We start from the raw sequence: 25,005 nt of genomic DNA, 5'->3' as shown, positions 1-25,005 counted from the left end.
TCACCTCGCGGTGAGAACGGTGTGCATGCCAGCCCAGTAGTGGCCCGGCAGGTTGCAGACCAGCTCGTACGTGCCGGGCTTCAGCTCGACGGTCACCCACGACGACGCGCCGGGGAGGATCCCCTCTCCCGCACCCTCGGCGCAGCTCGCCGAGGCCTCGCCCACGGACCCGGTCTCGTCGACGCGGCCGTCGGCCCCCACGGACCGCGTGCCCGGGACCTGGCCGGCGGGGAGTGGCAGGATGACGAGCTCGTGGGGGACGCTCCCGGCGTTGGTGACGGCGAACGAGACTTTCCCGCTGGGTACCGAGGCCCTGTCGGAGGAGAGACGCATGCCGCCGCGCATCCTCGGGCCACCCAGCATGCTGCCCATGTCGGACAGGGTCACTTTCACCGTGGGGCCGGCGAAGCTCGGCGCGCTGCACGCCGTTCCCTGCACCGGAGAGCCCGGCAGTGAGAAGGGTCCCGCCGGCATCAGGAGGGCCACGCCGAGCAGTGACGCCGCAGTGAGCACGAGCGCCGCGGCGACCGAGAGGACGATCGTCCGGGTGCTCGGCGAGCCGTTCACCGCCGCACCGTCACTGCCTGCGCCTGAGCGCGTCCCTGCGCGCGTTGAACTCGGTCTCATCGATCTCGCCTCGGGCGAACCGCTGGGCAAGGATGTGCTCGGGATCATCGTTGCCGGGCCACGGGGCACCGTAGCCGCCCGATCTCCCTCTCACACCCCGGACGAGGACCACCACGAGCGCGACGACGCCGCCCCAGAACAGGAGCATCACGATCCCCATCACGATCCAGCCCCAGATACCGCCGCCACCATAGCCGTACATCATCTCGGTTCCCTTCCGACGCAACCAGTCTCTTCCCCGGCACCGCAGATCCGGCAGGGACCTAGTGCCCTTCCTCGAGTCCCTTCCACGGCCGCAGGACCAGGGGGACCCTTGCCAACGAGGGCTCCGCGCTGAGAGCGTGGGCCACATGGCATACACCCTGACCACCCAGGTTCCCCTTCCCTACGCCGAGGCGATCGACGCGATCAAGGCTGCCCTCGCCGAGCAGGGGTTCGGCGTCCTGACCGAGATCGACATCCGGAAGACGTTCACCGCCAAACTCGGCCCTGAGGCCGGCGACTCCGTAGGCGACTACGTGATCCTCGGCGCCTGCAATCCGAACCTCGCGAGCAGGGCGATCGCCGCCGAGCCTGAGATGGGCGCGCTCCTGCCGTGCAACGTCGTGGTGCGCCGCGGCCCCGACGCCGAGTCGACCACCATCGAGGCGATCGACCCCCAGACCATGGTGCAGCTCAGCTCGAGCGCGCACGTGCGGGAGGTCGCGGACGACGCCGGCACCCGCCTCCGCGCGGCTCTCGCGGCCCTGCCACTCTGATCCCGTCACAGTGACAGGGGCCCGCGCGGCAGGAGTCTGCGCGGGCGCCGTCTGCGGCTCAGTGCCGTCACCGCGAAGTAGCCGCCCAGGCCGCCGAGCGCGGCCATGCCGGTGCGTACGAGCGGCTCGCGCAGGCCCTGCCAGCGGCGGTCGGACGCGACGACCTCCCCGACCCCGCGGATGAACGCCGCCGCGATGACTCCTGCGAGCACCTTGTTGCCGATCCGCTCGGCGCGTGCCACGAGCGGCTCGAGCTCGGCTGCGCGGAGGTGGACCTCGAAGCCCCCCGACTCGAGGACGCGGTTCAGGCTGTCGATGAGGTCCGGGACGTCGGCGGCGAGATCCAGGGCGGTGAGTCCGGCGGCCTTGAGCCCGCGCACGATCGCCGCTGGCGAGTACTGCTCGAGCAGGAGCCGGCGCACATGGGGTTCGAGGACCCGTGACAGACGGAAGCCGGGGTCGAGGACGCGGCCGAGCCCCTCGGCCATCACCATCATCTTGATGACGATCGCCGCCTCGGCCGGCATGAGCAGCCGGTGGTTCCGCACTACCCCCAGGAGCTTCTGCGCGAGGCGGGCCACGTTGACGTCGGCGAGGTCCACGCCGTCGTAGAGCTGGATGAACTCGGCGACGTCCGCGGCCAGACGGGCACGGTCGGTGACGGGCCCGCCGAGCGACATCGACTCGAGGGCGCGCGCGAGCCGGCGGGCGTCCTTGCGGGCGAGGGCGATCAGCAGGTGGCCGAGCTGGCCGCGCAGGTCGTCGTTGATCTCTCCGACCATGCCGAAGTCGATGATCGAGATCCGTCCGTCCGGCTCGACGAACATGTTCCCAGGGTGCGGGTCGGCGTGGAAGAAGCCGTCCTCGAAGATCATCTGCGCGAGCGCCCCGGCCGCATGGTCCGCGAGGGCCCGGCGGTCGATCCCTGCCGCGTCCAGGGCCGTGACGTCATTGACCTTGATGCCCTCCATGAACTCGAGGGTGAGCACACGGGACGTCGTCGTGTGCCAGAAGACGCGCGGGAAGCGGTAGCGGGTGTCGCCCGCGAAGTTGGCGGCGAAGCGCTCGGCGTTCCGCCCCTCCTCGAGGTAGTCGAGCTCCTTGGTGAGCGTCCGTGAGAATTCCGCGACGAGGCCCACCACGTTGTAGTCCTCGAGCACGGGCCACGCGCGGCTTGCCGTTGCGGCGACATTGCGGAGGATCTCGAGGTCTTCGCGGATCCTCTCGACCGCCCCGGGCTTGCGGACCTTGACCACGACCTTGGTGCCGTCCGCGAGGCGGGCGCCGTGCACCTGGCCGATCGACGCGCTCGCGAGCGGGGCGTCGTCGAACTCGGTGAACGCCGTGAGTGCGTCCTCGCCGAGCTCTTCGCGCACGACGCCGAGGATCGCCTCGGCGGGGACCGGCGGCGCCGCGTCCTGCAGCTTCGCGAGCTCCAGCTGGTACGCCTCGGGCACGAGGTCCGGACGGGTCGAGAGGATCTGCCCGAGCTTCATGAAGGTGGGTCCGAGCTCCTCGAGGGCGAGGCGCACGTGCACCGGGCCTCCGATAGGGGCTCCCGGCGCTCCCTTGCCGTCTGCGGCCGAGCGCCCTCGGGGGATGAACCGTGCGAACCCGGCGCGTTCCAGCACCTGGCTGAGGCCGTGGCGGGCGAGGACGTCGGCGATCTCGCGGTAGCGACGTGTGTGTGCGGTCCAAGGGCTCGGCGCCATGCCACGAGCCTACGTTGCGCGGGCGGCCGTGTCCCGAAGGCGGTCGCCGGCTACTCGAGCAGGACTCTGGCGAGCCCCTCCGTGACCGGTTTCCGTCCAGCCTCGACGTGGGCCGCGGAGAGGGACTCGGCAAGCTGGGACCGGCCCGTGAGGATCGCGTCGGCGAGGTCGTCGTGCTCGTGGGCGCTGACGTCCAGGGGCCGGTTGACCGAAAGCCCGAAGATCCAGCGGTTGAGGCCCCGAAGAGGCCGCATGGAGCGCTCGAGGAGTGCATTTCCGGCCAGGGCGACGATCTGGTCGTGGAAGGCCGAGTTGAGTTCGGCGGTGGTCGCAGAATCGCCCTCCTCGAGGGCCTTCCGCGCCCTGGCGAGGGTCTCGGTGAGCACGGAGCCGTCAACGCCCTGCGCGACGCGCTCTGCAGCCCGCGCAGCAGCAAACGATTCGAGGAGCACGCGCAGGTCGAACAGTTCGTCGACGTCGTTGAGCGTCAGCCGCCGTACCACCGCGCCTCGGCGGGGAGCGGTGACCACGAACCCGTCCTGCTCGAGCCGGTGGATCGCCTCCCGGACGGGAATGCGGGACACGCCGTACTGCTCCGAGAGCTCGCGCTCGCGCAGCCGCTGGCCAGGCTGCAGCTTCCCGGCGACGATCGTCGCGATGATCTGCTGATAGACCTGCGCGGCCATGGCCTCATCGGGCGCTGTCACCTTGCTCTCCACCCAAGCGACGATACCCGTGTCAGGGCGCGGGAAATGCACGTGGCGGTGGCCTGGATCTGTCGTAATCTGAGAGCACCAGTTCCGCCCCCAGCCGGAGGTCATTGTGACCGTGCCCGACCACCCCACCGTGCCTCGCACCGCGACGGCCCTCCGCCCCGAGCCCGGCGTCCCGGTCCGGTCACCGTGGATCCTTGGCGTGGTCCTCGTCAACGTGGGCATCAACGTGGCGTTCTTCGGACCCCTCCAGGTGCTCCTGGCCCAGCAGGCCGCATACCTCGAGCCCGGGCAGAAAGAGGCTATGTTCGCGCTCGTGACGGGCGCTGGAGCCGCCGTTTCGGTGTTCAGCAACCCGCTGGCCGGCGCGCTTTCGGACCGCACGCCGGGTCGGTTCGGGCGCCGTCGCCCGTGGGTCCTTTTCGGGGCTGTCGGCGGGGCCCTGGCCCTGGTGGCGCTCGCTGGGGCGCCCAACGTGGCGTTCATGACGGCGATGTGGTGCCTCGTGCAGGCGGGCTGCAACTCCGCATACGCCGCGATCACCGCTGCTGTCCCGGACAAGGTGCCCGTGACCCAGCGCGGCACCGTGGGCGGACTCGCGTCCATGGGCGTGACCGCAGGCATCCTGCTGGGCTCCGTGGTGGCGGCCGCCGTCGCAGGCAACTTCTCGCTCGGCTATCTCGTCTGCGCTGCCGCGCTCCTCCTGGGCGTCATCATCTATCTGCTTCGCGCAGATGACGCCCCGATCCTGCGCTCATCACTCGCGCCCTTCTCGCTCGGGAAGTTCGTTTCCTCGTTCTGGATCAGCCCGCGCCGCTACCCCGACTTCGCCTGGGCCTGGATCACGAAGCTGCTTGTGAACATCGGCAACCACATGATCCTGCTCTACCTCATCTACTTCCTGGCGGACCGGGTCCACCTCGAACAGACGACGGGAATCGCCCCTGCTACCGGCGTGCTCATCCTGACGGGCATCTACGCCGTTCTGGTCATTACGACGAGCGTGATCGGCGGCAGGATCAGCGACTACATGGGCAAGCGCAAGCCCCTCGTGATCATCTCCTCGTGCATCATCGCCGCGGCGTCACTCATCCTCGCCGTAGTCCCCACCTGGGCCGGCGCGCTCGTCGCGGCTTCCGTGCTGGGCATCGGTTTCGGGGCCTATATGGCGGTCGATTTCGCCCTTGTCACCCAAGTGCTCCCGCGCGCGGAGGACACCGGCAAGGACCTGGGCGTCATCAACATCGCCAACTCCCTCGCACAGGTGGTGGCCCCGTCCATCGCGTATCCCTTCGTCGCGTTCCTCGGGGGCTATGTGTCGCTCTACGTCGCGGCGGCGGTGATCGGGCTCCTCGGGGCCGTATTCGTCACGCGGATCCGCAGCGTGGCCTAGAGGTGACCCCACAAGGCGGGGGCGACCCCTAGGCGGGGCGGCGTAGCGCACGACGGCGAGCGGTCGCCGTCGTGCGCTACGCCAGGAAGTGTGACTCTCGGCAGGTGACCGTCAGAGGGATCGCTTCAGCCGCGCATGGCGCGGCGGCTGGCCACGATCTCGCAGGCGGTCTTGAGCTGCCGCTCCGCCTCGAAGGGCATGAGCCGACCGGTGCGCACAGCGCCCACGAGCCCCGCGATGATGTGCACGATGCTGCGTCCGCGCTCGTTGTCACCGGCGAGCCGGCCCAGGATGGACCACGAGAGCTCGTCGACCTCACCGACCAAGGCGGTGAGCTCGTGCTCGACCGGCACCACGAGCTCGGAGAGGCAGGAGTTCACGGCCGGCTGGGCCAGGCGCATCGCGAACATTTCCACGGCTGCCCCGGCAAGGTTCCGGGCGCGCTGCTGGTCCGTGCGGGCCGTGGCCGCCCGGTCGTCCACGCGGGCGCGGAGCTCGAGCAGCTGGCGCCGGTAGAGGGCGAGCAGGAGATGCGCGGAAGAGGGGAAGTAGCGGTGGGCCGTGCTCGTGGCGACGCCAGCCTCGAGGGCGACTTCGTTGACGTCGACGTTCGGGTACTCACGGGTGGAGAACTTGGGTGCCGCGTCGAGGATCTGGTCGTACCGGGCAGCCATTCTGGGCGTGGCCGGTGGAGGCGCAGGGGTCACCAGATCCTGGGGCAGTTCGAGCACCGCGCAGCAACCTCTTTTCGGGACGCTTCGGCACCTCCGGCGTGCACAGATGGGGGGTGCGCTGGGGGACTATCCAACTATACGCCAGAGCCCTGTACGGGGGCCGAGGAGCGCGCGGGCCCGGGCCGCCAGCCGATCCAACCGTTGACATGGTCCGGGCCGCGTACTTACGATCGCCGACCATGTCCACGCTGTCTCCGCCTCCTGTACTGATCCCGCCCGCACTGATCCCGCCCGCACTGATCCCGCCCGTACTGTCCGCGAGCCCCGTACTGTCCCCGAGCCGCCTCCCCGGGCCTGCCACACAGTCAGGCCTCACGGCATGAGCCGGACCCTCTGGACCAATCCCGACCGACCGATCGCAGACCTCGATGAGCTGCGGACCCGGGCGCGCGCCGTCCTCGCCCAGAATGACAAGGGCACTATGGTCACCGCAGCCCCCAACCTCTACCCGCACCAGTGGAGCTGGGATGCGGCCTTCGTCGCGACGGGCCTCTCGACCGTGGGCGTGCCCCGCGCGCTCGCGGAACTCGACCATCTCCTCGCCGCCCAGTGGGACAGTGGCATGATCCCGCACATCGTCTTCGCCGACGAGGTGCAGCTCCGCGGTGCTGGCCTCCGTGGTGCAGGCTACTTCCCGGGCGTGGACCGCTGGCGGACCGAGCGGGCCTCGCCTGCCGGGGTGAAGTCAAGCGGCATCTGCCAGCCACCCGTCCACGCGACGCTCGTCCGCCGGATCGTGGAGCGGGCGACGTCGCGCGGCGGCGAGGATGGCCGCCTCGCCGAGGACTTCGCGCGGCGCACGCTGCCCCAGTGGATTCGGTGGCACGAGTGGATGCGGCGTGCCCGCGCGTCCGACCGGTCCGGCCTCGTGACCATCTACCACGGCTGGGAATCCGGCATGGACAACTCGCCCCGCTTCGACGGCCCCTACTCTCGCGTGCACCCCGGCGACCTCGAGCCCTTTGTGCGCACGGACACGAGAATCGTCGAGGACGCGAGCCAGCGGCCCAGCGACGAGGAGTACGCGCGCTACCTCTGGCTCGTCCAGCAGATGGCGGACGTGCGCTTCGACGATGCCCGCCTCCCCGGGGCGGTGGACTTCCAGGTCAAGGACGTCTTCATGTCCGCCGCATTCGCCGCCGCGAACGAGGACCTTGCGGTGCTCGCGGAGAGATTCGGGCACAGTGACGAAGTGACCCGGCTGCGGGAGTGGTCTGCCGAGTTCCGCGAGGGCGTCGACGCCGCGGTGGACCCGGCAACGGGGCTCGCGCGAGACCGTGACCTGCTCACGGGAGAGTGGATCTCCCTCCCGACGATTGCCGGGTTCGCCCCGCTCCTCTCCACCGCCGATCCCGCACTGCGCGCCGCGCAGCTGGTGCTCATCGAGGGCCCGGAGTGGGCGGGCGACCCACGCCTCGCGTTTCCCCTCCCGCCTTCGACGTCGACGACATCGCCGCTCCTGCGGCCTCGCGAATACTGGCGGGGCCCTGTGTGGCCCGTCATGACCTGGTATATCGCCGAGGCCATGCGCCGCCATGGCGACGGCGGGCGGTACGCGCGCTGGCGCGAGGCATCGATCGCCCAGCTCATGGAGGGGCACTTCGGGGAGTACTACGAGCCCTTCACGGGCGAGCCGCTCGGCAGCTACCACCAGTCCTGGACGGCGGCCGTGGCACTTGAATGGCTCGACGGCTCCTGAGCTGACGTTTCCGCCTTGGGAAAACGGACGAAGCCCCCGGTATGATGGCCTTACCTCTTTCTCCGAGGCCGGCGCTCGACGGACATCCCCGCGCATCTGCTGGCCCCCGGAAGTGCCGAACCCGGCAATGACCCCGGATCCCCCTCAAGGCCCGCGCCCTGGACTGTCCTGTGCCCGACGAAGCGGTCGGTGCCCTGTCCAGCGCGAGGCCCACCACGCCGTCGTGCGCCTGACGCCGCGACGACAACGACCCAGGAGACAACGCCGTGTCCACTCCCACCATCCCTGCCCACTCCACCTCAAGCGGTTCGACTACCGGTTCGACTTCCCTGCCAATCACCACCGAGGAGATCTTCGCCGCGCATGAGGGCGGGAAGCTCTCGATCGGCGTCGACCGTCCGCTGGCCACGAAGCGGGACCTCTCGATCGCCTACACGCCCGGGGTGGCCGAGGTGAGCCGCGCGATCGCCGCGGATCCCGCGCTCGCCCAGACCCACACGTGGGCGTCCCGCCTCGTGGCCGTCGTCTCGGACGGCACGGCAGTGCTCGGCCTGGGCGACATCGGCCCGAGCGCTTCCTTGCCGGTGATGGAGGGCAAGAGCGCGCTGTTCAAGACGTTCGGCGGGCTCGACTCGATCCCGATCGTGCTCAACACCAAGAACGTGGACGAGATCGTCGAGACGGTGGTGCGGATCGCCCCGAGCTTCGGAGCCGTGAACCTCGAGGACATTTCCGCGCCGCGCTGCTTCGAGGTGGAGCGGCGCCTCATCGAGGCCCTCGACATGCCCGTCATGCACGACGACCAGCACGGCACCGCCGTGGTGGTCCTGGCAGCGCTCACGAACGCGGTTCGGGTGGTCGGCAAGGACCTCGCCGGGCTCAAGGCCGTGATCGCCGGCGCCGGAGCCGCGGGCATCGCGATCGCCGAGATCCTCCTCGCCTCCGGCGTCGACGACGTGGTGCTCATCGATTCCAAGGGCACCCTCCACACCGGCCGCGAGGACCTCGCCAAGGGCACCAACTCCATGAAGAGGGAGTTCGCCGAGCGCACGAACCCGCGTGGGGTGGCCGGAGGCATCGCCCAGGCGCTCGAGGGCGCGGACGTGTTCATCGGCGTCTCGTCGTCGAAGGTCCCTGAGGAGGACATCGCGCGCATGGCCGAGGGCGCGATCGTCTTCGCGCTGTCCAACCCGGATCCGGAGGTGGCGCCGGACGTCGCGCGCCGCCATGCCGCCGTCGTCGCCACGGGGCGCAGCGACTTCCCGAACCAGATCAACAACGTGCTCGCGTTCCCGGGCATCTTCCGCGGCGCGCTCGACGCAGGGGCCCGCCGCATCACGCCCGCGATGAAGCTCGCCGCGGCCCGGGCGATCGCTGGACTCGCAGAGGACAAGCTCTCGGCGGACTACATCGTCCCGAGCCCCCTCGACCCCCGCGTCGGGCCCGCGGTGACCGCCGCAGTCGCGGCCGCCGTCGTGCCGGGGGAGTAGCCACACCGGCCGGTTCCCAACGCCGCGTCGGGACATGCCGCTAGAGTGCGCAGTTGCGGCCTTTGCAGCATTGCTGCCTTGCGGCATGTCCTGACGCAGCCTTCGCATGGGGCAGGATGGGCCGGGTGGATACCAGCGTCCTTGCCGCCCTCCTGTGCGGTGCCGCCCTTGCCGTCTCCCTGGCCGGCATCATCATCCCGGTGCTGCCCGGGAGCATCCTCGGCCTCCTCGCCCTCCTCGAGTGGGCGCTGTTCGGCGGCGCGGGGTGGGGCGGATGGCTTGTCTTCGCGCTCGGCGGGGCGCTGTTCGCGTGCGGCATGGGGTCCTCGGCGTTCCTGACGGGCCGGCGGCTCAGGCAACGCTCCATCCCCGGCCGCTCGGTGGTGATCGGTGCAGTGCTCGCGATCATCGGGATGTTCATCGTTCCCGTCGTGGGGCTCGTGCTGGGGTTCGCCCTCGGGCTGTTCCTGAGCGAGTGGCAGCGGGCGGGGCACCTCAGGGGCGCGGCGTCGTCGTCATGGGCCGCGCTCAAGGCGACGGGCCTCGGCATCCTCGTCGAGTTCGGCTTCGCGTGCGCGGCCGCGAGCGTGTGGGTCATCGGACTGTGGGTCCACTTCGCGACGCGCTGACCCGCCCCCCACGCGAGGCGGCGAAACCCGCGAAGCCCGCGAAACCCGCCGGAGATCCGTACCCGAAACGGGAGGGTGCGGGGGTCGCTAGCATGGTGGGCATGTCTTCCGGCGAGCTGGGCCGCAGGCCCTCGTTCCACGACACCCGGGACCTCACGCCGTTCCGTGGCGCGCAGGTCTACGCCCCCGTGCGCGGGGCCGGGCGCAGGATCGCGCAGCGGGTGGCAGGGAGGGTCCGGGCCCCGCGGCTGAGGGCATTCGCCTCCAAGGTCGAGAAGCAGGTGCACAGCGCGGTGTTCGTGCACGGTGAGCCCGAGCGGCTCGTGCTCCTCGCCCGGGCGCATCCGGGCTGGTCCGGGGTCTGCTACGTCATGGCCGGCATGCAGGCGTACCGTCAGCACCACCACGCCCAGGCCGCCGAGCTCCTCGCCCGGGGGCTCGCGGGCTCGAGCGAGCCCGCAGCGGCCGCGTTCGCGAGCCAGTATCTGGGCGGCATCCGGCACTGGATCGAGGTATCCGAGGGCGTCGATGTGGAGGTCCTGTTCAGCGAGGAGGCCGTGGCCCTGGCGCTAGCGCACAGCCTTCGCGAGATCGGCCGCCCGGATGAGGCACTCGACGTCCTCGCGCCCCTCCCGCCCTCGGTGCCCTCGGCTCTCGCCGCGTGCGGCATTGCGGCGGCGCTCGGGCAGCCGCTGGAGATCGTAGCGCGGACCGAGGGCCTGACCAACGCGACCGACCTCGCCGCGGCACTGCTCGTCCTGCGGGCGAGGGCCCTGCGCGAGCTGGGCCGGCGTGCCGAGGCGCAGGCCGCGGTCCGCGAGGCCATGCGCCGCCGCCGCACCGCCTTCGCCGTCAAGAACGCCGCGGCCACCGAGCGCGCATTGCTCATGCTCGGCGTGGGACGGCGCGGCAGGAACGGCGGCGGTGCGTCTGCGCCGTCGTCCGCCTTCGACGAGCTCCGCGCCGTTACCCGAGCGCGCCGCGCCCGCGAGTCCGAGGCCCGCGAGCTGTGGCTCCGGGACTTCCAACAGCTCGACCGGGCGCCGGGGGAGTAGCGCGCGGTGCCTGCGGTCCTCCGCCTTCCGGCTCTGCGAGCAGGGGAGACGTCCGGTAGGGGATCACGGTGCGCAGGATCATGCGGGTCGAGGTCCGGCGGATCCCGGGACAGAGGCGGATCTCTTCGGACACCCGGTAGAGGTCGTCGGGGCTCGTCGCGACCACGCGGATGAGCAGGTCGGTGTCCCCGGCCGGGGCGAGGCATTCGAGCACCTCTGGGATGCCGCCGAGGGCGGCGACGGCCTCGTTGAGGTGGCTCTGGTCGAGCTCAGCGCTGACCTCCGCGAGGACGCCCCGGCCAAGGCCCTCGGGCTGGACTCGGGTGCTGTTGGCGCGGAACACGCCGCTCGCCGTCATGCGTTCGACGCGGGACTGCACCGTGCCCCTCGCGAGGCCCAGCTTCTGCGCGAGCACCATGATGGGCGCGCGCGGGTCCTCGTCGAGCGCGAGCAGGATGCGTCGGTCTGTCGGGTCAAGCTGCTGCGATTTGACCACTCCTCGCCTAGAATTCGGTGAACGGTTGATCAGATTGACCACTCTACGCCGAGCCTGTTGTCAGTGGTGCTGGTGGCTTGCTCTCATAGTGGCAGACAGCCCCAACGGTCCATCGGCCGGGAGGGCGTGGCGACGGCCCGTTCGGAACATCAACCGCCCGGGACCTGAGGAGGGCACCACCGGCCCGGCCGCACGGTTTGGTTGGCGTTATCTGGCTTATTTGGCGTCGCGCCAGCACGCGGGAGGCCCCTCGGCACATGCCGAGGGGCCTCCCGTTGCGTCCAGGGTGTGCCGGGCGCGTGGTGGGCCACCGGGTCGTGCGCTGGGGAGGTGCCGGGCTGCCGGTTCAGCTCGCGCGGCCGACGACGAGCGCCGGCTGGGTGCCCGTGTGCGGTCCGGAGCGGGCCGGGGCCGGCCGCGCTGTGCGCATCGGGGAGACGACGGCGATCGCGCGTGCGGGCGCAGGCTTCGTGGCGGCGAAGGCGGCGGGTATCGCTACCTCCTCGTCGTCGGGTTCGGCGTCCTCCGACCCGGATGCCTGCGACGGAGATGCGGCGGCGGCCTTCGAGGCGGCGGTTGCGGCAGACGCGGCGGCCGCGTCCGCCCGCCGGGCAGCCAGGATGGCATCGGCCTTGGCGACCACCGCCTTGCGGGTGTACTCGGTGCGGGCGGCCTCGGCGAGCATCTCGGGCTCTTCGTGGGGGCGGGTGCGGAGCAACCGCAGGATCGTCGCGACGATTGAGGCCACACCCTGGCCGGCGCCGGCGATGATCAGCGTGATGACGGTGGCGGCTGCGAGGAACACGATGAGGGCGCCACCGACGATCAGCGTTCCGAAGTACACCAGATTGGTCACCATCAACGCATCGTCCACAGCAACTCCTCCCCAGAAGGCCAGCCCCAAAAGTCGGTGGGCCCAACGGCTCCAGCCACGACCTGTCCATTGTTCACAGAAAGCCCCCCTGTGGGACAAGCGAGAACCGCCGACGTTGCCGAAAAGCAACGGACCTGTTATCCAACGTGACAGACGGCTCACACTTGTCTCGGGAACATCTCGCTGGCCCCGCGGGTTGCCGCTGACGTGACTGCTCTCTCGATCCTGGACCTCGCCCCCATTGTGGAGGGCTCAACAGTCGTGGACGCGCTGGCCTCGGCCACGCGTCTCGCGCGCGTCGCCGAGGAGGCCGGGTACCGACGCCTCTGGTACGCCGAGCACCACAACTCCGACGCCCTGGCCTCGAGCGCCACGGCACTGCTCATCGCCAACGCCGCAGCGAACACGTCCACCCTGCGGGTCGGCTCGGGGGGGATCATGCTCCCGAACCACGCGCCCCTCGCCGTTGCGGAGGCCTTCGGCACCCTCGCGAACCTCTACGGCGACCGCATCGATCTGGGTCTGGGCCGAGCACCCGGCACCGACCCGCGCACCGCGGCCCTGCTACGCCGTGGGGCGCGGGACGACGGCGAGGCCGCCTTCGCCTCGAACATCCGCCTCCTCGCGTGGTTCTTCGGGGAGCAGGTTGACGACGCCGAGTCTGTTGAACTTTCGCATGGCGTCCACGCCTCCGTTGCCCGCGGAACGAACGTGCCGCTGTGGGTCCTCGGAAGTTCGACGGCGGGGGCCGCCATCGCGGGCCAGCTCGGCCTCCCCTTCGCTGCCGCAAGCCACTTCGCCCCGTTCCAGCTCTCCGAGGCGATCTGGACCTATCGGCAGATGTTCAACCCCTCCGCCCCGACGGCGCAGATTTCTGAGCCATATGTCATGGCGGGGGCGAACCTCATGGTCGCGCCCAGCCGCGAGGAGGCCGAATTCCTCTTCACGACGCACCAGCAGATGTTCCTCGGCATCCGGCGCGGCACCCGAGGCCCGCTCCGCCCGCCGGTCAAGGAGATGGACTGGTCGCCGGCCGAGGAGCAGATGGCCACGTCGGCGCTGCGGTTCTCCGCGGTCGGGACGCCGGCGGAGGGCGCCGAGTTCCTCCGCAGCTTCGTCTCGTCCTACGGGATTGACGAGGTCATCCTCACCGGCTACGCCCACGACCCGGCCCTGCGGGAGCGTTCCTTCCGCCTCTTGGCTCAGGAGTGGGCGTCCCGCCCCTCGCACGTGCTGAGTTGAGCAGCGCCGCCGCGCCTCACCCCCTGCTCAGGCCAACTCTTCCGGGGTGCGCGAGGGAGTGGGCGCGTGCCGCATCGAGGGCCGCGCGGACGATCTCCTCGCCGGCTCGGACCCCCGGCGTCTCGGTGACCCGTAGCCCCGACCGGGTGTAGCCTGCGGCCTCGAGTTCGCCGTGGCACGGCCGCAGCGCGACGTCGGCCATCTCGAGCAGCCCCTGGTCCAGGAGCGAGTCCCCGGCGGCGACGAGGGACGAGGCCCCGACGCGTTCCATGACCTCGGCGACCGCGGCCTCCTTCGTCACTGACGCCGGGACGCAGTACAGCTTGCGGCCCTGGAGCGACACGACCCACCCGCGCTCCCTACACCAGGCCGTAAGCCCCGCGACGTAGCCTTCGGGCAGCTCGGCCCGCTCGACGATCGCGTACGCGAAGAGCTCCTCCGCCGTGCGGACCCGCTGGACCCCGGGCGACGGCTTGGTCGACAGGCGTGCCACGACCTCCTCGAGGGGTGCCGACCCGCGCCGCACGGCGTCGTGCACGCGCGAGGCCCACGCGCCGTCGGGCTCACCGCGGTGCAGGAGGACGCCGCCGTTGGTCGTGATCGCATATCGCGTGCGCGGAAGCAGGACGCGGCGGAACTGGGCGCGTGTCCGGGTCGTGACGGGCACGAGGAACGCGTGGTCGAGGAGCTCCCGGAGAAGGCCCTCGGCAGCGCGCGTCATATAGCTCAGGGGGAGACCCTCATGCATCTCGCTCACCACGAGCCGGGGCGCCGCGTGGTCCGGCCCGTCGAGGTAGAGAGCCTTGGCGGAGTAGATGAGGGTCCGGTCGAGGTCGCACGCGACGACCGGCAGGCCGGAGAGGTGCGCGGGGAGCTGGTCCTGGGGTGCGGACGCGCCGGGGCCCGCGGCCGGGGGCTCCCCGGTGGTCGGCTGCAGTGTCTCAGACATCGAGGACCGTCCTCCCATCGGCCCCGGTCGCACCGGGGGTGAACTGCGGATGGATGAGGCCTACGCAGCTGTAGGGCAGGTCCGCGACCGGTTCGACCGGGACCCCTCGTTGCGCGGCGAGCAGGAGCACATGGGCGAGTTCACCGCGAAGGAGGCGCCCGGCGTCGTCCGTCGCGAGCAGCTCCGGACGGGCCAAGACTTTCCATGGGACGCGGCGCAGGAGCACGCGGGTCGTCTCGCCGACGCCCGGCTTGACGAGGTTGACGGCGCTGTGGAGGGGGCCGAGACCGTGCTCCGCCGCGATGCGTTCGACGGCGGCCCAGCCGGCCCAGGTGGGTTCGACGCCCGGCTTCGGCTCCGCTTCTGCCCCTCGAGTCCGCGTGCGCTCCGCCATGACGTTCGGGAAGCATGCTGCGACCGCATCGACGAACTCGTTCGAGACGTCCCGGTCGGCGAGCTCTCGATAGAACTTGGCGCCGTGCAGATCATGCGGTCCGATGATCGCTTGATTGAAGACCGTGCGGGATACCAGTCCCGAGACCGTCGAGTTGAGGCACGCGGACGGGATGAGGAAGTCGTCCCGCGTGCCGAACACCCGCACGCAGTGCCCCGGGTCGGCGAGGACGGCGAGCTCGGCGGAGAGGCGCGCGCGGCCGGACCCGGGGTCTGTGGCTGAGAAGGCCTCGACGGCGGCGGCGAGCTCGCGCGCGATTGCACCCTTGCCTGTCCAGCCGTCCACGAACATGATCTGCTCGGGCCGGTGCCGGGTGAGGAGGTACCGCAGCGCGTTCCTGTCGATGCCCAGCCCGCGCACGATGCTCATCGTGTAGTGCGGCACGTCGAGCCCGTGAGCGTGCCGGGCCCAGCGGCGCATGAGGACTCCGATCGGCGTCCCGGCGCGGGCGAGCGAGACGAGCACGGGTTCGCGGTCCCGCAGCGCGAGGACCTGCTCGGTCACGTCCGCGACGGCCCGCGCGATGCGGTGCTTGGACTCCGCGAGCGCCTCGTGGAACAGGGCCTGATACGCGGGGCTCGGCTCGTACTCTTGGGGCAGCGACTCGGCGTAGCTCGCTCGGCCGGACTGGATCGCCGCCTCCCGCTCGTGGGCCGGCGCCTCGAGCTTGGCCCCGGAGAGGTCCTTGAGCAGCCACGCGACGTCGTCCGGAGGGTAGGAGCCGAAGACTGGTCCGCGCATCGGCTCCTGATAGGGCGGCGCGGCGTCGAGGTGGAGCACGACGACGGTTCCCGCCTCACGCGCGAGGGCTTCCGTCACGCTCGGCTCGCCCTCGGCAGGCGTGCCCGCGAGACCCGGGGCCGTGAGGTGCGCGCGTGCAGAGCCCGGTTCGGGGACGTAGACGATCGCGTCGAACGGTCCGCCGCTCCGGTCCGGGCCGGCGCCGGCGAGGTTGTAGGCGAAGCGCCGGGCCGTGCCGGGGGCGCCGTCCTCGGCATGGTCGTGGGACGCGAACGTGACGGCCGAACGGATCGCGTAGCCGGCTTCGTCGTGGGCGTGGACGGGGGAGCGGGTCGTCGAGGAGACGAGGACGCGCGGTGCGTGGGCGTGGTCCGCATCGGGCTCGGACGCCAGCCTGTCCGCGATCGCGAGCGGGAGCGCGAGGTGCTCCTCGGATCCGAGCACCAGGACGCGCGCGTGGCGGGGGACGCCTGCCCGCGTGAGGGCCGCTGCCGCTGCGCTGCCCGATGCGAGGGCCGTTTCGGCGAGGCGGGTCCCGTGAGGCCCAGCGGTGTCGACGCCGAACCGGGCGCTGCGGACCTGTTCGGCCTGCACATCGACGTGCACCACCCCGCCCATTCCGCCGAGGTCACCTCCCGTGGTGCCGAGGTCACCTGGTGTGGCGCCGAGGTCATCCCCCGTGGTGCCGAGGTCACCCCGCGTGGTGCCGAGGTCATCCCGTGTGGCACCGAGGTCGTGCCCTGCGCTTCCTGCGAGCCATGCCGTAGCCCGTTCGAGGACGTCGTCGGGGAGCTCGACGGCTCCCTGCCCCAGCGCCACCACACCCAGGTCGCAGCCGAGCTCGGCCGCGAGCGCATCGAAGCGCGCCCGGTCCTGCCCAGAACGCAGGTCCAGGAGGGAGGCGACCACATACCGGCGGCGGGCCGGGCCGCCGCCGGTCGCGGCGTCGTCGTGCGCGGGAATGCCGTCCCGCGTCGACCCGCCCGAACCAGGCGAGCCAGCCCCCGGTCGCCATGCAGCATGAAGCTCGCGCACGGTGTTCAGAACGGTTTGACCGGTGCTGAGCTCGTCGTCGACGAGGACCACCGTGCCCGCGCGGGCGAGGCGCTCAGGGTCACTCGGCACCAGGGTGTGGCTCGTCGCATGCGAATGCTCCTCCTCGAACGCACCGAAGGGCCGCACACGCGTCGCGATCCGCGTCGAATGGAGGTAGTACGAGCCGAGGAATTCCGCGACGAGGTGCCCGAGGCCCGTCGCGGTCTCCGCGTAGCCGAGCGTGACGATCTCGCCGGACCCAGCAGTCCGTGCGGGCGGCGATGCGGGGAGCGGGAGCACCTCGGGCCTGCGCGGAGCTGAGCCCGCGAGCCAGCCGGTGATCGCGCGGGCCGCCTCCTCGAGGTCCGAAGGCTCCGGTGTCCCGTCCAGACCCAGGTGTAGGGCGGCCGTCGCGCCCAGGAGCCGGCCCGCGCCGATCGCCAGACCCGGCGGGGTGGGGACGTGCTTCGCGAGCACACGCGAGACGAGCAACTGCGCGCGCCTCGGATTGCGTCGCACGGCGAGACCCGCAAGGGCGTCGACGGGCAGAAGGCTGCCGGGCGACGTCGTGAGCCGGATCCCGAGCCGGTCCCGCACGACGGCGCCGCTCCATTCGTGCGCCTCTGCTGCGGACCCGATTTCGGCACCGCGGGGGGTGACTTCGGCGCCAGGCGGGGTGATCTCGGCGTCACGGGGGGTGACCTCGAGCGCACGGGGGGTGACTTCGGCGTCACGGGGGGTGACCTCGAGCGCACGCTCCCCGATCTCGGCGGTGTCTGTCACTTCATGCTCGCTTCCAGCAGGTCGACGAAGGTCACCTCGGGACGCGCCACGCCGTAGGCGTCGGCCCGCCGCAGGGTGCGCCGGGCCCAGGCCCGGTGCGGCTTGGACTCGTTCATGCGGTTCCCGGATCGCGACGCCGTGGCGCCCCCGCCCTCCGAGGCCATGATGTCGAGGGCATCGTGGTACTCCTCGTGGCTCACAACGTGCAGCGCGTGGACCACAGGAATGTGGGCCGGGTGGATCACGGTCTTGCCGAGCAGCCCGTTGGCGAGGTCCAGTTCGATCTCGCGGATGAGCCCGTCGAGGTTGGCCCCGAGCAGCTGCTCGCGCAGCACGGTCGAGTTGGACTCGTCGAACGGGGTGGCGCGCAGGAGCGGGCGCAGGATCCGTTCGGTGTTGGAGTAGTGCTCCCATACGGTGCCGGAGATGGTCCAGCCCTCGTCGGTCCTGCCCAGAATGCTCACGACGTCGGCAATCACCTCCGCCACGACGGCGACGTCGTAGATGGTCAGGTCACGCGAGCGGCGCAGGCCGTAGGCCGAGGCGATGTCCGTCGCGCCGAGCCGGACCGAGAGCACGAGCCCCCGGTGGGCACGCAGGAGGTCGCGGACGCCGAGCAGCGCCTCGGCCCGCGTCTCGCGGTGCGTGGTCACGGCGTGCTCGATGATGGGCATCGCCAGCAGCGGAGTCTGCGGGGCCAGTTCGGTGTTGAGGCGCTCGAGTGCGGCCAGGAACTGCTCGCCCCGCCCCGACGCGTTCTCGAACTTCGGCAGGACGAAGCCCGTCAACAGGCCCGCGGCGCGACCGAGCCTGCGGCCCACGTCGAGCAGCTGCTCCGGGGACCTCGGCCGCACGAACAGCAGAGGCAGCCGGTCCGGCACCGCGCCGGACGCCTGCGCGAGGGCCCGCGCCTGCTCAAGCTCCATCAGCGTCGCGATCACGCTGGCCTCGGCACGTTCCACGTCCGCGTCGGCCACGGAGTCCTCGAGGCACAGGACGTTGCTCGTGCAGCCCGCCCTGGCGCGCTTGAGGATGGTCTGGGTCAGCTCCGGGCGCGATCCCGGCGTGTACAGGGTCGCCCCGAGTCCGGTCGCGAGGGTCTCGCGGTCCGAGGCTGGCCCGATCTCCTGCGGCGCTCGATGGAACAGCCGCGTCCGGCTGCTCTCAGTGAGAAACGAGTAGTGCAGCACGTGTCCCCCAAAGTGTGTGCGTGCGGTCCGGCCACCGACGGGTGCGGTCGGTGTCGGTGTGGCGTCGCGGCCGGCGGCGTCGCCGTCGGCCTGAGAGCACCGGGTCTAGCGCCGCAGGGTTCCCAGCCCCACGGTCATCGTGAACGCGAACTCGCGCCAGATCTCCCCGTCGTCCCATTGTTCGGGCACCGACTCGGCGCGCAGCTCCAGGAGCGCGCCGATCCGGGTCGCGGTCAGGACTGTCCGCTGCCCCGGGCCGAGAGCACCCTGGACTGCGATGGCTGAGCCGTCGAACGTCTGGACCGTCATGGTGCCGCCGGCCCCGATGAAGAGGGCACGCCGGAGACTGCGCACGTGGCGCAGCACCACAACGGCGTCACGATTAACGAAGCTCACGAGGGGCCGGTTCCCCGGCGTCGGAATGGCCGTGCCGATCTGCTCGCGGTGGACGCTCTGCGCGCCCGTCGTGCGGTCCTCGCCCTCCCACGCGGTCCCGCGCGTCCCCGTGACGAAGAGCGATCCGATTGCCGCCTGCCTCGGGTTCAGACGCACGACGGCGTGACTCGCCGTGAGCTGGTGGAGCCCGCCGAAGGCGGGGGCCGGGTAGAGGCGCGACTCGACAGTCCGGGCCAAGCCCCGTGGCGCCGATGGCGCCGGGGCGGGCCGAGGCGACAGGTCGAGCGGGTCTCGGAGCACGGGCTGCGGCCCGGAGCGTTGCGGCCCGGAGTCCTGCCGAGCCGGAGTCTGGGGGGACGAGAGATCGAGGGGGCTCCGACTCCGCTCGACCACCGATTCGGGGTTCCGTGTGCGCTCGACCTCAGCCACCGGTTCCTTCACGCGCCGCGTCATGAAGGGAACGTCAGCGCCCCGCAGGCCCTTCATCAGAGGTCGAGCCCGAAGTCACGGGCCACGCCGGCGAGTCCGTTCTCGTACCCCTGCCCGAGGGCACGGAACTTCCAGTCGTCCCGGTGCCGGTACAGCTCGCCGAACATCATCGCCTTGATGCGCTCGCCGTTGACGGCGGGGACATCGAAGCGCAGGAGCTCGAAGCCGTCGGGGCGGGCGAGTCGGATGTACGAGCCGCGCACGGCGCCGAACGTTCCCGGGCCCCGGACCTCGGGGTCCACATAGGCGAGGAACGCGATCTTGGAGACCTCGGCCGGGATGAGTCCGAACTCGACGTCGACCTGTTCGGTGTCGTGCTGGCCAGCGGCTGAGCCGGCCTCGAAGCGGACGCCGCCGCCCGCCGTCGTGAGCTGATTGAAGAAGACGAGGTGTTCGGGGGAGATGGCCCGGCCGTCGTCCCCGCAGAGGATCGCCATGGAGGTCAGCTCCGACTGGGGGCCGTTGCTCGGCACGAGCTGCCAGCCCATGGCCACCATGACCCCTGTGAGCCCTGGGTTCTCCGCGGTGAGCGGCGCGTTGCTGCCTGCGACCATCGTGGCCATCAGTGCGTTTCTCCTTCTCGCAGGGTGGAATCGGGGGTGAGGTGGATCCCGCCGACGTCGAACTTGTCCTGCAGGAACCGTCCGTGCACGCTCAGCTCCGCGATGGCGCCGGTGCGGACCTGGTGGTCGAGATCGAGGGCCGTGGAGTGGAGGATGTCGAGCTGCTCGAGCAGCTTCTCCGATTCGGGGCTCGCGTCAGTGTGCGTCTCCGGCGGAAGGGCCCGGTACACGCGCAGCGACGTGGGCAGGTAGTCGGTCACGATCGCGTTGAGCAGGACGCGCTGCTCGGTCGAGGCGCCATGCTCGGCGATGTGGTCGATGAGGTTCGCGAGGAGGTCGTCGGTCTGGCGGACCCGCGAGAGCGCGAGGGGCGGCAGGACCGATCCCGCGCGGCGGATCGCGCTGCGCAGGGTGCCCAGGGCCGTGCGCGTCTCCTCGAGCTCCTGGGCCTGGGTGAGCGGGAGCTGCTCGTCGAGGGCATGCTCAGGCTCATGCCCGGCACCTCCGAACAGCGAGCCGAAGAACTTGGCGACCATGCTTGCTAGCCTAGCCTCTGGGCCATGCCGCGACGCGGGTCAGTACGGCTCGTCCGCTGTGGGCAGATGGCTCGCGTAGGTCTCGAAGGAGCAGGGGAAGGCGACGGCGAACATCGCGTCAACCTCGGGATTCTCTCCATGGCCCCCGGCGAGCCGCAGTGCGACCAGCGTGTTGATCAGCATGCCGTTGGCGAAGAACTGCTTGGTCTCGTGCTCGTCGAAGCGGGCCTTGTCCCGGATGAGCTGCCAGGTGCGGAGGAAGCACGCACGGGCCTCCGGTCCGATCACGGGATCGCCTCCGAGCAGGAAGGCCTGCGCGAGCACCTGATGCAGCCCGCGCTCGGCGATGAGGCCCACGTACGCCATGCCCAGGCGCTCGTGGAGGGAGCCCGGCTCCGCGCCGACGGCGCCCGCGCGTGAGGCCACCGTGTCGGCGGCTTCGGCGCGGCGTGCCTCTTCGATGGCCCCGAGGAATGTCTCGGCGAGGAGACGCTCGGCGCGGGCGAGCACTTCGAGGAAGAGCTTCTCCTTGGTGCCGAACATCCGCACGACGTACGGCTGGCTCACGCCCGAGGCCTGGGCGACGAGGTCCGTCGTCGTGCCTCCGTAGCCGTTCGCGGCGAACACCGCAGTGGCCTCGCTCAGGATGAGCTCGCGCCGCTCTGCGGCCGGCATACGGGTGCGGGGAATCTGCTCGGTTTCCACACTTGACATGTTATCAGCCGATTACTTAGCCTCTTAGTAATCGATCGATAACTAATCCTCCAGCTCGCTCGCCCAAGGAGCATTCCGTGGCACTCGATCAAGGTTCCTCCTCCACCCGCGCCGCGCAGCGGCCCGTCTGGGCCGTCGTCGCGGCGGCGTCCCTCCCCATGTTCATGGCCACGCTCGACAACCTGGTGGTGACCAACGCGCTCCCCACGATCCGGGCTACCCTCGGCGCGAGCGTCGATGAGCTCCAGTGGGTCGTCAACGCCTACACCCTCGCCTTCGCGAGCGGCATCCTCCTTGCGGCCGGGATCGGGGACCGGATCGGCCGCCGATCCGTCTTCCTTGGCGGGATCGCACTCTTCACGGTCGCCTCAGCCCTCGCCGCGCTCAGCACCGATCCGGGCCAGCTCATCGCCGCCCGGGCCGTGCAGGGGATCGGAGGCGCCGTCGTCGTGCCCCTCTCGCTCGCGCTCATCACTGGATCAGTCACAGCGCAACGGAGAGCGCTCGCCATCGGCATCTGGGGCGGCATCTCGGGCCTCGGTGTGGCCGTCGGCCCGCTCGTGGGCGGTCTCGTGCTCGGATCGTGGTCCTGGGAGGCCATCTTCTGGATCAATGTCCCCGTGGGCGTGGTCGCGGTCGTGCTCGCACGGCTTGGCCTCCCGGAGTCCCGCGGCCTCAGCGAGCCGCTCGACGTGCTCGGCGCGGTCCTGGGCGGCGCGGGAGTCTTCGCCCTCGTCTACGGGATCATCCGCGGCGGGGCCGTAGGCTGGGGCGCCGCCGAGACGGTCGTCTCGCTGGTCGCAGCAGCCGTCCTGATCGCACTGTTCCTTCTCCGGCAGCGGACGACGGCGGCTCCCCTTCTCCCGCTCGGGATGTTCGCCAACCGCCCCTTCACGGCGTCCAATGTCCTGGGGTTCGGCATGAGCTTCGGAACGTTCGGCGCGATCTTCCTCCTCATCCAGTTCCTCCAGTTGGTCCAGGGGGACACCGCGCTCGAGGCGGCCTGGAAGACTGCGCCGTGGACGCTCGCGCCCATGGTCGTGGCCCCGGTGGCCGGCCTCTTCGTCTCTCGGATCGGCGCGAGACCGTTCATCGCTGCCGGCCTTGTACTCCAGGCCATCGGTCTCGGGTGGATCGCGCTCGAGATGACCCGGGCCATCGAGTATGCGGCGCTCGTGCCGCCGTTCGTCCTCGCGGGCGCAGGGATGGGCCTCGTGTTCGCCCCGCTCTCCACGGCACTCCTCGCGACCCTGCCTGAGGCCGGCCACGCGAAGGCGTCCGGCGCCAATGCGACGATCCGGGAAGTCGGGGTCGCGCTCGGGATCGCCGTCTTCACCACGCTCTTCACCTCGTGGGGCGGGAACCTCACGCCCACCGGGTTCGTGGACGCCGCGCGCAGCGTGGTCGGCGTCGCGGCCGGGATTCTGGCGGTGACCGCCATCGGCGCGGTCGCGGTGCCGGGCGCGGCGGGCAAGGTCCGGCCGGCGCCGCGGGAGGTCGCAGTCGCGGGGTGATCCTCGGCTTGCCGGTCGCGGGTCGGCGGTCGCGGTCTGGCGGCGCGTCGAGTCGCATCGCGTGGCAGGCAGTTGTATCTTGAAGCTTCGCAAGCAGCGAGGGCCGGGATCTCCGGCCCTCGCTGCTTTCCCGGCCGTTAACCCGTCGTTCATGCTCCCTTTCCGTAGCGCCCGTACTGTCCCGAGGGTCCAGCTTTTCCCCCAGCGCTGGCTGGCGCGCGCCTTTGACGAAAGGTCCCTCGGGCCATGGGCAGACGAAGTACTTCCCCTTCAAGCCGTCGCGCCTCCCGTCGACGCCGCGCAACCCGTCCCTGGGGACGCCTCACGATCATCGGGGGCACGGTCGCAGCCCTGGTCCTCGCGGGATTCCTGTGGGCGCCCTCGCTCTACAATTCGCTGACCGTCAACCGCATTCCGAAGGCAACGACGGCCAAGCTCACACCGACGCAGCCCGCAGCAGCCCTCGTGGGGGACACCCTTCCGAGCGCCCCGGGCGCCGCCCCGTGCACCCGGCTCAACGTGCTCGCCTCGCCCGAGAACGCGGGAATGGTCCGTGCCGTCGCGGACGCCTACCAGGGAGCCAAGCGGAACGCAGGCGGGCGTTGCGTGGACGTCAAGGTTGCGGCCCGCAAGTCCGGTCTGGCCGCCGACGACGCCGCGCGCGGCTTCGCCGCGACGCCCGCCGACCAGCAGCCCGCCGTGTGGATCCCGGATGCCTCGGTCTGGCTCGCCACCGCCCGGTCCGCCAAGGGGCAGGGCTCCTCGATCGTCCCCGAATCCGGCATGAGCGTCGCCTCGACCGCCGTCACGGTCGCGATGCCGCCCGAGATGGCCGCCGCACTCGGCTGGGACACGAAGCCGCCCACGTGGGCGGACGTCTACAAGGTCGCCTCCGACCCGCGCAGCTGGGAGCGTGCTGGCAAGCCCGAATGGGGCTACTTCCGCATCGCCAAGGCCAACCCGACCATGGCAAGTTCCGGCCTCTTCGCCCTCGCGACCGCCTACTCGGCTGCGGCCGGGCACAACGGCATGCTCACGACGGCGGACCTCGCCTCGAGCTTCGTGACCTCCCAGGTGCGGCTCGGGGAAAGCGCGACGAGCAGCTACCTCACCACTCCGGCGCACTTCCTGAACTCGATCCGTGACGCGGCGGACACCAAGGCGGCATCCGGCACCCTCTCCGCCGTCATCACCGACGAGAAGTCCGTGTGGGAGTACAACCGCGGGATCACGAGCCCCGACGGCACAACCCTTGCCAATGGTGCCCCGCCCAAGGTCCAGCTCACCCCGTACTACCCGTCCGACGGCGTCTTCGCGGCCGACTCGCCGGCCGTCGTGCTCTCCGCGACGTGGGTCGGTGACGCCCAGCGGGCAGCGGGCGAGGACTTTGTCCGGTTCGCGCGGACCACAGAGGGCCAGACCGCGGTGCGCGCCTCCGGGTTCCGGGACATCCGCGGCGAGGCGGATCTCGCGGTGGCCGACGCCGGTCACTTCGGGACCGCGTCCACGATCCTCGAGACGCCCTCGGCCGAACTCGTCACCGGACTGCAGAAGGGCTTCGCCGCGGTGCGCAAGCCCGCACGGGTGCTGTTTGCCGTGGACGTCTCCGGTTCGATGCGAGACGAGATCCAGCCCGGGGTCACGAAGATCCAGGCGGCCAAGAATGCGGTCGACGGCGCTCTGGCCCTCTTCGGGTACGACGACCAAGTGGGGATCGAGGGCTTCTCCAACAAGGACGGCGGCGCGCTCGAGCCCGGCGTCGTGCAGCAGCTCGCGAGCGTCAAGGCGCAGCGGGAGTCAATCTCCGCCAAGGTGCACGGGCTGTCCCCGATCGCCTACACACCGCTCTATGAGGCCGTGGGACTGGCCGTGGACACGGTGGGCGCGGGCTACCGCTCGGACGCGCTCAACTCCGTGATCCTCCTCAGCGACGGCACCAACGACACGGCACGGCCGGGCACGCTCGAGGACACGATCGCCAAGCTGTCTGCCCAGTCGGCGACGGGCAAGAAGATCAAGGTCTTCACCCTCGCCTACGGGGCTCAGGCGGACACCGAGGCGCTCCAGAAGATCGCTGCCTCCTCGGGCGGTCAATACTTCGACGCGACCGACCCGACGCGGATCCAGGACGTCCTCAAGGACCTCGCCAGCAGCCTCTGAGCCATCGTGCGCCCATCACCATCAGACAGGAGTGGGCTGGTGCGCCGGTCTTCCGGACG

The 25,005-nt window shown here is 70.9% G+C and carries 23 protein-coding genes; 9 read left to right on the top strand and 14 right to left on the bottom strand.

Going from position 1 to position 25,005, the window contains the following annotated elements:
- Together AB5L97_RS17500 and AB5L97_RS17495 are read right to left on the bottom strand one after the other, a co-directional pair.
- Positions 1–567, bottom strand: coding sequence for a sulfocyanin-like copper-binding protein (locus tag AB5L97_RS17500; RefSeq protein WP_307956081.1), 567 nt, complete (start codon positions 565–567; stop codon positions 1–3).
- A 10-nt stretch (positions 568–577) separates the two neighbouring features.
- Positions 578–832, bottom strand: coding sequence for an SHOCT domain-containing protein (locus AB5L97_RS17495; protein ID WP_307956080.1), 255 nt, complete (start codon positions 830–832; stop codon positions 578–580).
- Positions 833–977: 145 nt separating this feature from the next.
- Between AB5L97_RS17495 and AB5L97_RS17490 the strand changes: the two genes are divergently transcribed.
- On the top strand, positions 978–1,385 hold the full coding sequence (locus AB5L97_RS17490; protein WP_307956079.1) for a DUF302 domain-containing protein: 408 nt from the start codon (positions 978–980) through the stop codon (positions 1,383–1,385).
- 5 nt (positions 1,386–1,390) lie between these two features.
- On the opposite strand, the gene AB5L97_RS17485 is transcribed toward AB5L97_RS17490, so the two are convergent.
- A complete protein-coding gene (locus AB5L97_RS17485) occupies positions 1,391–3,097 on the bottom strand; it encodes an ABC1 kinase family protein (RefSeq protein WP_307956078.1) in 1,707 nt (568 codons plus the stop codon).
- A gap of 50 nt (positions 3,098–3,147) precedes the next feature.
- Positions 3,148–3,804 carry a GntR family transcriptional regulator gene (locus AB5L97_RS17480; RefSeq protein WP_369045624.1) on the bottom strand — a complete coding sequence of 219 codons (657 nt, stop codon included), beginning with the start codon at positions 3,802–3,804 and terminating at the stop codon, positions 3,148–3,150.
- Positions 3,805–3,925: 121 nt separating this feature from the next.
- Between AB5L97_RS17480 and AB5L97_RS17475 the strand changes: the two genes are divergently transcribed.
- Complete coding sequence (locus AB5L97_RS17475) at positions 3,926–5,203, top strand: MFS transporter (RefSeq protein WP_369047469.1); 1,278 nt, start codon at positions 3,926–3,928, stop codon at positions 5,201–5,203.
- Positions 5,204–5,328: 125 nt separating this feature from the next.
- On the opposite strand, the gene AB5L97_RS17470 is transcribed toward AB5L97_RS17475, so the two are convergent.
- Entirely contained in the window at positions 5,329–5,877 is a 549-nt protein-coding gene (locus AB5L97_RS17470) for a TetR/AcrR family transcriptional regulator (protein WP_369045623.1), read from the bottom strand.
- Positions 5,878–6,256: 379 nt separating this feature from the next.
- Here AB5L97_RS17470 and ggh point away from each other — a divergent pair, with 379 nt between their 5' ends.
- The 4 genes from ggh to AB5L97_RS17450 all read left to right on the top strand — a co-directional run bounded on the left by ggh (position 6,257) and on the right by AB5L97_RS17450 (position 10,810).
- Positions 6,257–7,636, top strand: a complete 1,380-nt coding sequence (gene ggh, locus AB5L97_RS17465) for a glucosylglycerate hydrolase (RefSeq protein ID WP_369045622.1) — start codon at positions 6,257–6,259, stop codon at positions 7,634–7,636.
- Between the two features lie 281 nt (positions 7,637–7,917).
- Positions 7,918–9,126, top strand: a complete 1,209-nt coding sequence (locus tag AB5L97_RS17460) for an NAD(P)-dependent malic enzyme (protein ID WP_307956388.1) — start codon at positions 7,918–7,920, stop codon at positions 9,124–9,126.
- A 125-nt stretch (positions 9,127–9,251) separates the two neighbouring features.
- Positions 9,252–9,755 (top strand): DUF456 domain-containing protein, encoded by a 504-nt coding sequence (locus AB5L97_RS17455; protein ID WP_307956074.1) that lies wholly within the window; start codon positions 9,252–9,254, stop codon positions 9,753–9,755.
- A 101-nt stretch (positions 9,756–9,856) separates the two neighbouring features.
- A complete protein-coding gene (locus tag AB5L97_RS17450) occupies positions 9,857–10,810 on the top strand; it encodes a hypothetical protein (protein WP_307956073.1) in 954 nt (317 codons plus the stop codon).
- Here the strand turns inward: AB5L97_RS17450 and AB5L97_RS17445 are convergent.
- Together AB5L97_RS17445 and AB5L97_RS17440 are read right to left on the bottom strand one after the other, a co-directional pair.
- Positions 10,722–11,306 carry an Lrp/AsnC family transcriptional regulator gene (locus tag AB5L97_RS17445; RefSeq protein ID WP_369045621.1) on the bottom strand — a complete coding sequence of 195 codons (585 nt, stop codon included), beginning with the start codon at positions 11,304–11,306 and terminating at the stop codon, positions 10,722–10,724. The two genes, AB5L97_RS17450 and AB5L97_RS17445, sit on opposite strands and share 89 nt — an antisense overlap.
- Before the next feature lie 346 nt (positions 11,307–11,652).
- Positions 11,653–12,180 carry a hypothetical protein gene (locus tag AB5L97_RS17440; protein ID WP_369045620.1) on the bottom strand — a complete coding sequence of 176 codons (528 nt, stop codon included), beginning with the start codon at positions 12,178–12,180 and terminating at the stop codon, positions 11,653–11,655.
- A gap of 207 nt (positions 12,181–12,387) precedes the next feature.
- Between AB5L97_RS17440 and AB5L97_RS17435 the strand changes: the two genes are divergently transcribed.
- Positions 12,388–13,422, top strand: coding sequence for an LLM class flavin-dependent oxidoreductase (locus tag AB5L97_RS17435; RefSeq protein ID WP_369045619.1), 1,035 nt, complete (start codon positions 12,388–12,390; stop codon positions 13,420–13,422).
- Positions 13,423–13,438: 16 nt separating this feature from the next.
- On the opposite strand, the gene AB5L97_RS17430 is transcribed toward AB5L97_RS17435, so the two are convergent.
- From AB5L97_RS17430 to AB5L97_RS17400, 7 genes are all read right to left on the bottom strand, one after another.
- Positions 13,439–14,371 (bottom strand): HAD family hydrolase, encoded by a 933-nt coding sequence (locus AB5L97_RS17430; protein ID WP_369045618.1) that lies wholly within the window; start codon positions 14,369–14,371, stop codon positions 13,439–13,441.
- On the bottom strand, positions 14,364–17,384 hold the full coding sequence (locus tag AB5L97_RS17425; RefSeq protein WP_369045617.1) for a phosphoribosyltransferase domain-containing protein: 3,021 nt from the start codon (positions 17,382–17,384) through the stop codon (positions 14,364–14,366). Before AB5L97_RS17425 ends, AB5L97_RS17430 begins: the two co-directional genes overlap by 8 nt.
- Entirely contained in the window at positions 17,381–18,574 is a 1,194-nt protein-coding gene (locus AB5L97_RS17420) for an HpcH/HpaI aldolase/citrate lyase family protein (RefSeq protein ID WP_369045616.1), read from the bottom strand. The genes AB5L97_RS17425 and AB5L97_RS17420 overlap by 4 nt, the downstream gene beginning before the upstream one ends.
- A 105-nt stretch (positions 18,575–18,679) precedes the next feature.
- Positions 18,680–19,423 carry a hypothetical protein gene (locus tag AB5L97_RS17415; RefSeq protein ID WP_369045615.1) on the bottom strand — a complete coding sequence of 248 codons (744 nt, stop codon included), beginning with the start codon at positions 19,421–19,423 and terminating at the stop codon, positions 18,680–18,682.
- A 32-nt stretch (positions 19,424–19,455) separates the two neighbouring features.
- On the bottom strand, positions 19,456–20,022 hold the full coding sequence (locus tag AB5L97_RS17410; protein ID WP_307956066.1) for a TerD family protein: 567 nt from the start codon (positions 20,020–20,022) through the stop codon (positions 19,456–19,458).
- The gene (locus tag AB5L97_RS17405) at positions 20,022–20,558 is read right to left on the bottom strand and encodes a hypothetical protein (RefSeq protein WP_307956065.1); all 537 of its coding nucleotides are present in this window, start codon (positions 20,556–20,558) and stop codon (positions 20,022–20,024) included. Before AB5L97_RS17405 ends, AB5L97_RS17410 begins: the two co-directional genes overlap by 1 nt.
- A 39-nt stretch (positions 20,559–20,597) precedes the next feature.
- Positions 20,598–21,272 (bottom strand): TetR/AcrR family transcriptional regulator, encoded by a 675-nt coding sequence (locus AB5L97_RS17400; RefSeq protein ID WP_369045614.1) that lies wholly within the window; start codon positions 21,270–21,272, stop codon positions 20,598–20,600.
- 77 nt (positions 21,273–21,349) lie between these two features.
- On the opposite strand from AB5L97_RS17400, the gene AB5L97_RS17395 reads away from it, so the two are divergent.
- Positions 21,350–22,786, top strand: a complete 1,437-nt coding sequence (locus AB5L97_RS17395; protein WP_369045613.1) for a DHA2 family efflux MFS transporter permease subunit — start codon at positions 21,350–21,352, stop codon at positions 22,784–22,786.
- Between the two features lie 246 nt (positions 22,787–23,032).
- On the top strand, positions 23,033–24,946 hold the full coding sequence (locus tag AB5L97_RS17390) for a vWA domain-containing protein (protein ID WP_369045612.1): 1,914 nt from the start codon (positions 23,033–23,035) through the stop codon (positions 24,944–24,946).
- The last annotated feature ends 59 nt before the right edge of the window (positions 24,947–25,005 follow it).

The sequence above is a fragment of the Sinomonas sp. P10A9 genome (assembly GCF_041022165.1).
Lineage (GTDB): Bacteria > Actinomycetota > Actinomycetes > Actinomycetales > Micrococcaceae > Sinomonas > Sinomonas puerhi.
The sequence above is the reverse complement of the archived record's forward strand: the minus strand, read 5'-3'. Positions and strand labels throughout refer to the sequence as shown.